This is a genomic window from Streptomyces sp. NPDC006283, from assembly GCF_040613325.1.
Classification (GTDB): domain Bacteria; phylum Actinomycetota; class Actinomycetes; order Streptomycetales; family Streptomycetaceae; genus Streptomyces.
The window spans coordinates 1-11,053 of record NZ_JBEXRZ010000236.1 but is presented as its reverse complement, the minus strand read 5'-3'; the positions used below and the strand labels follow the sequence as shown (position 1 = coordinate 11,053).

Here is an 11,053-nt window from a genome sequence, read left to right as displayed (position 1 = left end):
CTTCAGGGCGGCCTGCTCGTGGGGGAAGTGCCCCCCGGCCGCCTTGACCGCCCGGCGGATGCGGGCGTTGACCGGGACTCGATCGCATTGGTAGTGCAGACGATGCGGGCGGATCTCGGTGTCGAACCGCAGGAACGGGGTGAACACCGTTGACACCGAGTCATGGGGCAACCGCCGCCGCTGACTCAGCATCACGCGCCGTCGGCCGATGACCTGACATAGGCCGCCCCCCTCCGGTGTTCTCGCCCGGGGCTGCCTCTGTCCCGAGGGCACCACGTCACCACCGAGCTCCCGGGGAGCACGCACCAACAGGAACGGGGGAGGGGAGAGGGTGTGGAGGCGGTTCCGCGTAACCTGCGAACGGCCGCGGAACCGCCAGGCCCGCTCGTCCTGTCAAGCAAACGGGCCGCATCCCTGACGCTACGACCACCTTCGGCTTCCCGCACGACGGCGCAACCAGCAGCCTGACGCAAGCTCAGCGGCACCACCGCCCCCTGGGATCGGCGCCTCAGGGGGCCGGTGATGCCACGGCCGCCAGGCCGGTCGCGACCAGGGCAGCGGCGAGCGTGGTACCCAGCATCTGCACCCACCGGACCCGCACCAACAGCCAGGCCTTGGTTTCGGGTCGGCCGAAGAGGTCCTCGCACAGGACGCAGCCGCCGCCGCTTCCTCCTTCTGTCCGTATCCGTTTCAACGGACAGCCCCCGCAGTCGAGGCAACCCGCCACCGGACGACCGCAATCGGATCGCCACCTGACAGCCCCAGGCAATCCCGAAACCGATGTTGCGACCTGCAGCGGTCGCTATCCGCGACACGTCGTGCAAGAGCGTTTCATCCTGGCGGGTGTTTGGTAACTGGCACGAGGCCGACGGCTCGGGTCCGGCCGTGCCGGCGTGTGAGGATCCGCTGGTGGAGTGTGATGTGTGTGGAGAGGCGATGTGGCGGTGGCCGGTGCCGCCGACGGCCTGGGAAGAGGAGATCTGGTCCTGTCCCTGGTGCCATGCTGCCGTCTATATAGGCGGCGAGTGGTTCGAGATCCTGCGACCGCCATACCTGCCCATGAGATGTGCTGGGAGAGGGCCATCGAGGATGGCCCCTCCTTGGGCGCCTCTCACGCCTTCGGCATCTTCGACTGGACGCTGTGTGGTATTGAGGAAACTTGTATGTCGCCGTCCGAACCCTGGTGGCTGCCGGAAGGGGAGGACGCCTGTCAGGAAGCTGCGGGCGTCATCGACGACCGCCGGCGCAGGCCATGAGAGATGCGGACGCGCGGGTCCGTGTGGCCCGGCGGTCGCCAGCCGTGACGTGGTGGCTCCCATGCGGTTCGCCTGACTGTTCAACCTGCCACGGCAAGACGGACCTCGTCGTGATCCGATCGGATGAAGAAAGGTCTCTTCTCATGGCACTCCCCACCCTGACGCCGGAACAGCGCTCGGCAGCTCTGCAGAAGGCAGTCGAAGTCCGCAAGGAGCGGGCGGCTGTCCTCGAGGACCTGAAGCACCAGAAGCGCTCCCTTCGCGACGTGCTGGCGGGCGACTCGGTGGTGGTCGACAGGACCAAGGTCCGCCGTCTCCTTGAAGCGCTTCCGGGCGTGGGCAAGGCCCGCGCCGGCCAGATTATGGAGGAACTGCAGATCGCCGACGGTCGGCGCGTTCGGGGCCTGGGTCCCCGACAGCGGCAGCAGTTGCTGGAGAAGTTCCCTCTGCTCGCTTGACGAGCTTTCCGCACGACAGCGGTGCGGACTCGCTGCGAGGACGGAAGCCGCGGATGGCAGCGGCTGCGTTCGCCGTGGCGGAAGCGGGGTTGCTTCAAGCAGGCCCTCCTGACGTCGTGCATCTGCGCAAGGATGAGACATTCGTCTAGGTCGGAGTCGGTTTCGGTGTCTCCGAGACGACCGCCTGGCGCTACGTCGACGAGACACTTGCGGTCCTGGCATCTTGGACCTCCGGCCTGCACGAGGCTCTGACCGGGCTCGGTGAGGGGCGACTTCGTCATCGTCGGCGGCACCTTTATCCCCACCGACCGCATCAACGCCGACGAGCCGTACTACTCGCAGAAACACCGCAGGCACGGCATGAACGTGCAGGTCATCGCGCGCTCGGACGGGCACCCCGCTCTGGTTCTCACGAGCCAGGCCCGGGCGGACACATGATCTGACCGCCGCCCGCGCCCACGGCATCGCCCAGGCCTGCCTCACCCGCCAGATCCTCCTCCTCGCAGACCGCGCGTACCAGGGCGCCGGCGCCACATTCCGCACCCCCTATTACCACCACAGTGAACAAGCCGACCGCGCGATCGCAGCTGAGAAAGGCCTCTACTGGCGATGGAGAGCAGTTCCGGCCGTTTCTGGTGATTGGTTTGTTTTCTGAGTCCCTTACCGATAGACCTCTACTTGGCATGTCCTCGACGGAAGGGACGCGATATGCGCAGGAAGATCCTCATGGCGTCAGCACTCGGACTGTTCGTCCTGTCCTTCACGGGAACGGCTTCCGCCACCCAGCCAACCGCTGGGTCAGCGCTGGACGGGCGGCCCTTAGCATCGCAGCCCGGCGGTGCCCTGTCGCTCGGCCTCGCAGTAGCCCCTTCGGTCCATGACCAGGCGGCGATCTTCTGCGATGGGGGGTCGTGTCACGGCGTAGACCCGGCGGCCGCGAGGAGCAGCATCGACGGATACCCCTGTACAGCTGGCGCTTTCACCCCGGCGGGAGCTGAGCTGTCCACGCCGCGTGGACACGTCGAACTCCTCTACAGTCCGCACTGTCACACCAACTGGGCGCGCGTCTCCGGCGGCACGCCAGGAACCCGGCTGTGGGTGCAGAACTGGAACAACTCCGTTCAGGAGCAGTTAATTGCCCCTGGGCGGCACAGTGCGCACACCGCTATGGTCAATGGCAGGGTACCGGCCCGGGCTGGGCTCGCGAGCAGCTACACCGGGTGGTACTGACCCTCTGAGCGGCGAATGGACGCACCTGGCCCGTGAGGGGGCCGGGCCAGGTGCCAAGCCAGCCACCAGGTCGACGGCACCTCCTTGTCGGTCCGGACGAAGAATTTCTTGAACTCCACGGCCCGGTGCCGTCGGTGGATTTGCCCGATGACCTCTCCGGTGGAAGTGTTGAGCGCGGCGAACAGGGTCGTGACGCCAGTACACCAATAATCGAGTCGCGCTCCAGGCGCGTGAGTGTCGGCGGCCAGTAGATACTCCCGGAGGCGTTGCCCGGCATCGGCCCGGTACGCTCCCGGCAGCTGATACAGCAGTTCTACCTGCGACCCGGGCCAGCCCATGGCAGCGCGGTTCGAACGAGAACACGAACGGTCTGCTGCGGCAGTATTTTCCCAAGAGCACCGACCTGTCGGTGAACACCCGCGAGCACCTCGACGCCGTGGCCGCGCCGAGCTCAACGGCCGATTACGCAAAACGCTCGGCTGGGGACCCCAGCCGAGCGCCTGCATACGCTCCTCATGACCGCCTCACACTGACCACATGTTGCGATGACCGCTGGAATTCGCCAAGCGTTACCGAAGGGGCGTTGTGCGGGGCCTCTTGACTCCTACTTGGAGAGGTTCGCCGGCGGCGGTATCGGCGACGCCGCCATCGACTGCGGCGAGACCGAGGAGGAGAACGCCGACGGGGCCGCCATGCCCGCCGTTGGGTCCGGCGCGGCCTCCTCTGCTTGCTGCTGCAGACCGCCGACGATGCGGATGCCCCCCTCGTCGAACGCGCGCTTGACCCGCCAGCGCACCTCGCGTTCGATGCCCAGCGACTTGCCCGGCATCGTCTTGGCCGAGACCCGGAACGTCATCGAATCGAGCAGCACCTCGGTGAGACCGAGCGTCTCGAGCGGGCCCCACAGCTGTTCGTTCCACGGCTCGGCCTTCGCTAGATCGTCCGCGACCTCGCCGATGACGGACTTGACGTGGTCCAGGTCCTCGGAGGAGCGGACCGTGACGTCGACGACGGCCGTCGCCCAGCCCTGGCTCAGGTTCCCGATCCGCTTGATCTCGCCGTTGCGGACGTACCAGATCTCGCCGTCATCGCCGCGCAGCTTCGTGACCCGCAGCCCCACCTCGGTCACCTCGCCCGACGCGACGCCCGCGTCGATCGAGTCCCCGACCCCGTACTGGTCTTCCATGATCATGAAGACGCCGGAGAGGAAGTCCGTGACGAGATTGCGCGCGCCGAAACCGATCGCGACACCGGCCACACCCGCGGAGGCGAGGAGCGGAGCCAGATCGATCTGGAACGCGCCGAGGATCATCAGACCCGCGGTGCCGAGGATCAAGAACGACGCGATCGAACGCAGGACTGAACCTATAGCCTCGGAGCGTTGCCGGCGCCGCTCGGCGTTGACCAGCAGACCGCCCAGCGCCGTACCTTCCACGGCCTGCGCTGAGCGGTTCATCCGCGCGATCAGCTTCGTCAGCGCCCGGCGCACCAGCATCCGCAGCACCAGCGCGACGATCAGGATCAGCGTGATGCGTAATCCGGTGTTCAGCCAGGTGGACCAGTTCTTCTCGACCCAGCCGGCCGCGCTCTCGGCGCGCCTGGCGGCCTCGTCGAGCGTGACAGGACCGGAAGAGGGATCAGCGTCCATCAGTGCGGACGACCATAAGGCGGTCACAGGAGGAACCTCCAGTTTGCGGTGGGAGACCAATAACCCTAACGGGGCATCCGGCGTGATCCGGCGGCTATCACGGCCAGAGCTGGCTCTTCTCGCGAGGAACACGCGATGGGAGAGCAAAAGGAAGGGGCTCGAAGCGGGTGGATGGCGGGCGGTGCGGAGACGTATCAATCTCTGGATTGAGCTTGTTCCGCTTTGACGGACACCATTGGTGGGTGGTCAGGCTGCTCTACCTTCTTGATCGGGTTGGTCCTCCCATTCGCAGGGTGAGGACACCCAGGGGTGTTGGGTGTGGCTAAGGCTGCTGCCGACGGTGGCTGCCCTCGCTTCGCCGCCCGGCACTCCACGGCTACTCGGCCGCCGATTAGGAAGTGCGAACACATCGCTGAGTAGCGCAATGCCGGCGAGTCGTCCGTGGTACGAGCCGTACGAACACGCATGGCAGGAGCGCGTGAGCCGGATATGGGTGGGCATCGACAGTGGCGAGGGCCATCATCACGGCCTTGAGATGGACGCGACGCCGGACAGCAAGACACTGCTGTCGCGGCGGGTCGCCAACGACGAGCCCGAGCTGCTGAAACTGATCGGTGACGTTCTTGACCTGGCCGACGGCCGTCAGGTCATCTGGGCCATCGACATGACCGGTGGCGAACCCGCGCTGCTGCTGGCCCTGCTGGTCAGCCACGGACAGGAGGTCCTCTACATCTCCGGCCGCCTGGTCAACCGGGCATCCGACGGCTACCGTGGTGAGGGTAAGACCGATGCCCGCGACGCTTACGTGATCGTCCAGGGACACTTGCGGAAGTTCCGGTCCACAAAGGCGGAAAGTCGCCCCCCTGCCTCCTTGAAGCCGATGAAGCCGCAAGTCACGGACGCCTCTTGGCACTTGGAAATCAGTGAATCGCTGAAGACCTTACGGTTCGGCGCCTGATAGGATATCCAATTTTCAAGGACGTTCTTTTGGTACCGAAGTAAGCGTTATGGGCGGCTGATCTGTTCGAACCGGGGGATGCGGCAAAATAGGAGGCCTATTCGCGGAGGGGTTTCTGCTCACTGGTCTTGATCACGAGGGCGGCCCTTGCTCGGGTAGCGTGGCGCTTGAGAGAGCGTCAGTGAAGCACCGGGGCAGGGCAGTTGAGCTGGAACTGGCGGATTCGAGCGGGCAAATTTCAAACGAATCCGAAATTCCTCGCGCTTCGCGCGCAGATCCTCATCCCGGCCCTGGCCGATACCGCCTACACCGGCAGGCCCGCACATCACCGTCCCCTCCGGCGCAGGCCGGGGTCAGCGTTCCCTGTCCAGCCGCGAGGACGGCTCGAGTGATTGCTGTGAGCTGGTTGGGGCTGCAGCGTGCGTGGCGGAAGATCCGCCAGTGTTGTTGCGGCTGAGGTCGTGGTGCCGCGGGGTGCGGGGCCGTTGGACGAGTCCGAGCGGGAGGAACTTGCCCGGCTGCGGGCGGAGAACCCATCAGTGGACCGCTTGATAAGAAGAATTGAAGCGGGGCCCTGACCATGACGCGGGTCAGGGCCCCGGCGTGCGTCCGGCCAGGCAGGCGGAGCTGTGCACGCGTCGATCATCTCAACGCGCCGCACGACGATCGGTTACGCGGATCGTCAGGGGTCAGGTGGCCGGGTGGACACCAACTCCGCCCGGAGACGGCTGCGCGCGGCCCTCTCCGGGCGCGAGAGCGGCACCGAGCCCGGTGAGCGCCTGGCCCCGCTCCTGCCGCCCAGTCGTGTCCGAGTGCGGTGAGCTGCAGCGCTTGACACACAGAGGCGGTAATCAGCGGTCTGTCGATGCCTCCGGAGCAGCCGGTGACACCCCCCAAGACATGCGATCGACAGGGGAAGAAAGTCATGCCAACTCCGGAGGGCCCCATTGCGGGCCACCAAGAAGGCAATTGTGATAGTCATCCTGCCGCCCGGGTTGGGTTGCTGCCAGGCTGGCGTTGACGTTCCGGTATGACCGGCAAGGCAATTGGCGGCCCGTCAGAGCCCGCCGTGCCCCCGAGAGGTCTGCCGGACGTCGGCGTCGGCCTGGCCCACCCCGCTTGATCAGCAGCTTGTCCGCCATTTCGACGACTCATCACAGTTGTGCCACGCGGTGACTCCACCCAGGCCGGCGCCGACCATGGTCGCCCAGCTCTAGAAGGAGAACAACCGCGTGACCATGTCATCGGCATCGATACCCACCGGGACACCCTTGCCGCAGCCGCCGTGAGCCCCATCGGCTACCGCCCCCACCGATGCCCCCGCGAACGCACTGGGCTACCGGCTCCTGCTGGACTTCGCCCGTCAGCACGTTCCCGGCCGCCGATGCTGGGTTTCGAAGGAGTCGGCAGTTTCGGGGCCGGTTTGGTCTCCTTCCTTGACCAGGCCGGCGAACGGGTTGTCGAAGTACTGCCTCCCAAACGGGCAGCCGTCCGCCGCGGCCGCAAGACCGACATGATCGACGCCATCCGGGCAGCCAAGGAAGCCTCGGCCAGCGGGCACCTGATCCAGCCGAGGCTCCGAGGAGAGCGCGAGGCCCTGCGCGTCCTCCTCGTCACCCGGCACGGCGCCGTCCTCGCCTCCACCGCCGCGATCAACCAGTTCAAGAGCCTGATCGTTTCTGCACCCGACAATCTGCGGGCCGACCTGCGGAAACTCAAACGTCCGGCTCAAATCGCCACTACGGGCGAAGTAGCCGACCGCCATCACGTTGACGCGGGCGATCCCATGTGCGGGTGCAACAGAGCCAGGACGGTGGGCGGGGTACTTGAGGGGGCCGCCGGTGGCCGAGTGGGGGCGGGCAGCTGAGTGGATGCCTCCGTCTCCAGCGTTAGGCTGCGGCGGGGACGCGGATAGCTCCGCTGTCATCGTCGGCGGCGGCTGTGAATCCGGCCTGGGTGAGGGTGAGGACCAGGGCGGTGGTGAGGGCTTTGCGGATGCCGCGGTCGTCGTCGGCGCCGGGGTCCTTGCTGTGAAGGTGCCGGGTGGCGGCGTGGAGTTCGGCATCCGGGTGCCAGGTGACCAGGACGTCGTCGCGGGCGGGCTGGATGCGCAGTCCGCCGGCGGTGCCCGTGCTGCTGGGCGCTATGTCGAAGCCGACGCGTTCCAGGGTGCGGCTCACGTCAACGCACAAAGCATCAAGATCAGCGGCGGTCATTTGTCCACCCTAATCGGTGGCCGGGTGGGCTTGTCCGGATCTTTGACCGGTCTTTTCCTTTGTGCCGGTGCTCCGCGCCTGGAATGCGGGCTGGCGGCCCGCCGCGAACTTGAGGTCGAATGCCTGGTCGCGCAGGACCGCAGGGGCATCATGGCCCGCTTGCGCGCCCGCACCGCCGAGGTGAAGCGAACATCCGTCTGGTGGGTCATGCGGGGCGTCTTGGTGACGCCGGCCGCCCGCCATCGGCGGCTGGCGCCGTGCCTTCCCTGAAGGCCGCGGGGTTACCTAGGCCAAGGTCAGGGTCAGACATCTACAACTGCCATGATCACGGGGAGGAGCAGGAGGGATGCCGGAGAGGAACATCGAGTTCAGGAAGTTCGGTGCGAGCGGCATCAAGGAATTCGACGCCGTCGCCCGCCGACACGACCAGCATCGCATCCCGGTGACGGCTAAGCGGGGCTGGACGGGCCAGCCTCAACTACCTGACGACATCGGACAAGACCTGGCAGCCCGCCAAGTCCAGGCTGGGGCTGGGGTGACAAGCCCAGCCGGGAAGGTTCTTCCAGGGACCCGGGCAAGCTCAACGAGAGCCTCTGTATGCCGACCTGACGGACGTACAGCCGTTCCAATCCCTTGGGCCTTGGGCGGGGTACGGTCTCGGAGGTGTTCAGGAGGCTTCCACGTCCCGGGCGTACTCGAAGACCGCATCCAGGGGAACCAATGCATCCCGGAACGGAACTTGCCGGGGCACTTCGTGCCCTGCTCCCGCACGCAGTGCCTGCCCTGGCGTTTCCACCGCCGCTCCTGCTGGAGTACTTGGCCGCGCCAAGATCCGCTGCCACGAGATTCACCGAGCCGCGCTCGCAGGTCGGCGTAGAATGAGCGTGGAGACCGATGAGGAAGGGCCGAGCCGCCTGCCGCCAGGTCCGCAGACGAAGAGAGCGATGGTCAGGTAAGCAGAGGGCCGGTGCCGCTGACGCTGATTCTTTTTCCTGTGTCGGCCCCTCGAGCGCGTCGTCTCACGAGGCTCGGCAGTCCGCCCTGTCCGCCAGATGGAGGCCCCTCCGCTGCCCTGACCCTTTCTTGGCGGGCGTCGGCGGCGGGGAGCGGCTGCGGGCCGGACTACGAGGCTCGGGTCCCCCGGCATGACTGCCCAGGCCCCGCATAACCCGTCACGAGAGGAAGCGCCGTCGCATGGTCGACGCAGACATGGTGTCCTTCATAGATGCGCGGCTTACCGAGGAGGAGCAGGTCGCGTGGGACGCTGGCGGCGCGAGCTGGAGGTGTCCGGCGGATCTTCCAGGAGAGGTCCACGACAGGACGTCCGCTATAGCGTTCACGGTGAGAGGAGCTGGCTACGACCGGCACATCGCGCTCCAGGATCCGGCTCGTACGCTGGCCCGCATCGAGACCAGTCGCGTCCTGCTCGGCGAGTACGTGCAGGTTGCGGACCGGGACTCTGACCGGCCGGACAACGACTTCGCCTCCGGCCGTGCCGTCGGACTCGGCTTCGCGGTACGACAACTGGCCGCCGAGTACGCCTGGCACCCCGGCTACAAGGCGAAATGGCTCCCCCGTTTCATCCGGTAGCCTAGCTGATCTTTAACCTGTGCGGCGTGGACGCGGGGTTGTTGACTTGTTCGTCCGTCGTTTTGCGGGGCCCGGTTTGCCGACTGTGTGCACGTCATAGGGTGGAGTGGGCCGGGTGTTCTTGCCACCGGATGGCCATCCTGGGCCGGGGCGGGAGGATTTCGGTGCCCCGGCAGGACAGGCCGCCTTCGGGCGCGGGTCTGTCCAACGAACGGTGCAACTCGAGTTGTTGGAGTTACTGACGGGCTGCGGAGAGCCGGCCGTCGAAGGTGATGTCGAAGGCGTTCAGGGGGCGGTTTTCCAGCGCATGGTCCAGCGGGCCTGGCCCTTTCCGGCGGGGTCGGGCGACATGATCGCCATGTAGACGCACTTCAGGGCAGCCTGCTCGTTTGGGGAAGTGACCGCGGGCCTTGGCTGCCCGGCGGATCCTGGCGTTGACGGATTAGATCGCGTTGGCGGTGTAGACGAGCGGCGGATCTCGGTATCGAAGCGGAGGAACGGGGTGAACTCCTCCCATGCGTTCTCCCAGAACCGCACGATCGCCGAATACTTCCGGCCCCACGCGTCGGTGAACTCGGCGAACCGCTCCAGGGCGGCCTCCTCGGTCGCCGCGGTGTAGATCGGCTTGAGGACCTTCGCGATCTTGTTCCAGTCCTAGCGGGCGGCATAGCGGAAGGAGTTCCGCTGCAGGACCTTGTCGGTGATCGTGGAGAACGTCTGGCGGGGCACACCGGAGCCGTAGACTTCGGCCAGGTGGGCCTGGACCTCGCCGGTCGTCACGCCCTTCGCCGCGAGCGAGATCACCATCTCGTCCACGCCGGACAGACGCTTCTGCCGCTTCCTGACGATCCTCGGCTCGAACGTGCCCCCGCCGTCGCGGTGCACGGTCATCTCCACCGGCCGACATCGGTCAACATGGTCACGACCCGGGTGCCGTTGCGTGAATCGCCGCCGTTCCTCCCGGCGGGATTGTGCTTATCAAGCCGAGGTGGTCGGTGATCTCACCCTCGACGGCCGACTCCAGGAGCCACTTGGTGAGTTGCTGGAGCAGTCCACCCCTCGCCGGTCAGCTGCGGGTCCTCGGCCTGAGCTCGGCGCACGAGTTCGTCGATCAGCCTGTCGTCCACAGACTTCGCCGGCGCTGTCTCAGACGGCTCGACAGTCTCGACCTCGGTCATGTTGTTGCTGGTCATCGATGCATCTTCCATGATCGGGAGTTACACCGAACGTTTTACAGTCCCCACCCCCGCCGCACTTCTCCTCGGCACGTCGGTGGCCCGTCGGCACCTGCATGCCTGACCCGCGACGGCAGCAGGGCCACCGCCTCATGACCGCCAGCAGGCGTCGAGCAGCTGTGGCGCACGGCCGAGCTGTCCTCATGTATACGGGCGCACTGCACGCCGCCACGGATGTCAGCGCCCTCCCGTACCGTCATGACCACTGCCCCGAACGAGGAGCCGTCCCGGTGAACACGCCGTACGTTCCCCTTCCCGCCGAGGTCTACGACGCTCCGATGCCCCTGGACGCCTACCGCCATGCTCCGCCCATCGAGGACGAGCTGGCCGCCCTCGAGCACCTGATGGACACCACCGAATGGCACGACAACCGCGAGTACCTGCTCCGCAAGGCCGCCGTCGCGGACCGCGTCGCGCTGAACAACACCGTCGACCAGATGCTCGCGCGCGAGGCTCGGTCGA

General features: G+C 66.6%; 6 protein-coding genes and 7 pseudogenes. 8 read left to right on the top strand and 5 right to left on the bottom strand.

Annotated features, from left to right (window positions below; translation table 11 throughout):
• Positions 1-144, bottom strand: a pseudogene (locus ABZ070_RS31475) (transposase); the annotation flags it as partial.
• Positions 145-1,399: 1,255 nt separating this feature from the next.
• Between ABZ070_RS31475 and mihF the strand changes: the two are divergent.
• From mihF to ABZ070_RS31455, 4 genes and pseudogenes are all read left to right on the top strand, one after another.
• Positions 1,400-1,714 carry an integration host factor, actinobacterial type gene (gene mihF, locus ABZ070_RS31470; protein WP_356638793.1) on the top strand — a complete coding sequence of 105 codons (315 nt, stop codon included), beginning with the start codon at positions 1,400-1,402 and terminating at the stop codon, positions 1,712-1,714.
• Positions 1,715-1,789: 75 nt separating this feature from the next.
• Positions 1,790-2,282 (top strand): annotated as a pseudogene (locus tag ABZ070_RS31465) (transposase family protein); the annotation flags it as partial.
• Between the two features lie 140 nt (positions 2,283-2,422).
• Complete coding sequence (locus tag ABZ070_RS31460; protein ID WP_356638792.1) at positions 2,423-2,944, top strand: DUF2690 domain-containing protein; 522 nt, start codon at positions 2,423-2,425, stop codon at positions 2,942-2,944.
• Between the two features lie 331 nt (positions 2,945-3,275).
• Positions 3,276-3,477, top strand: a pseudogene (locus tag ABZ070_RS31455) (IS30 family transposase); the annotation flags it as partial.
• Between the two features lie 71 nt (positions 3,478-3,548).
• Here the strand turns inward: ABZ070_RS31455 and ABZ070_RS31450 are convergent.
• Positions 3,549-4,592 (bottom strand): mechanosensitive ion channel family protein, encoded by a 1,044-nt coding sequence (locus tag ABZ070_RS31450; RefSeq protein ID WP_356638790.1) that lies wholly within the window; start codon positions 4,590-4,592, stop codon positions 3,549-3,551.
• A 478-nt stretch (positions 4,593-5,070) separates the two neighbouring features.
• Between ABZ070_RS31450 and ABZ070_RS31445 the strand changes: the two are divergent.
• Both ABZ070_RS31445 and ABZ070_RS31440 read left to right on the top strand, forming a co-directional pair.
• Positions 5,071-5,514, top strand: a pseudogene (locus ABZ070_RS31445) (IS110 family transposase); the annotation flags it as partial.
• Positions 5,515-6,712: 1,198 nt separating this feature from the next.
• Positions 6,713-7,417, top strand: coding sequence for a transposase (locus ABZ070_RS31440; RefSeq protein ID WP_356638788.1), 705 nt, complete (start codon positions 6,713-6,715; stop codon positions 7,415-7,417).
• 22 nt (positions 7,418-7,439) lie between these two features.
• Here ABZ070_RS31440 and ABZ070_RS31435 read toward each other — a convergent pair whose 3' ends face one another.
• Positions 7,440-7,766, bottom strand: a complete 327-nt coding sequence (locus ABZ070_RS31435; RefSeq protein WP_356638786.1) for a hypothetical protein — start codon at positions 7,764-7,766, stop codon at positions 7,440-7,442.
• A gap of 1,194 nt (positions 7,767-8,960) precedes the next feature.
• On the opposite strand from ABZ070_RS31435, the gene ABZ070_RS31430 reads away from it, so the two are divergent.
• Positions 8,961-9,356: a DUF6221 family protein gene (locus tag ABZ070_RS31430; protein WP_356638784.1), complete on the top strand. Its 396-nt coding sequence runs from the start codon at positions 8,961-8,963 to the stop codon at positions 9,354-9,356.
• Positions 9,357-9,368: 12 nt separating this feature from the next.
• On the opposite strand, the pseudogene ABZ070_RS31425 reads toward ABZ070_RS31430, so the two are convergent.
• Together ABZ070_RS31425 and ABZ070_RS31420 are read right to left on the bottom strand one after the other, a co-directional pair.
• A pseudogene (locus ABZ070_RS31425) lies at positions 9,369-9,551 on the bottom strand (transposase); the annotation flags it as partial.
• 40 nt (positions 9,552-9,591) lie between these two features.
• A pseudogene (locus tag ABZ070_RS31420) lies at positions 9,592-10,549 on the bottom strand (transposase).
• A gap of 272 nt (positions 10,550-10,821) precedes the next feature.
• Between ABZ070_RS31420 and ABZ070_RS31415 the strand changes: the two are divergent.
• Positions 10,822-11,053: pseudogene (locus ABZ070_RS31415) on the top strand (hypothetical protein); the annotation flags it as partial.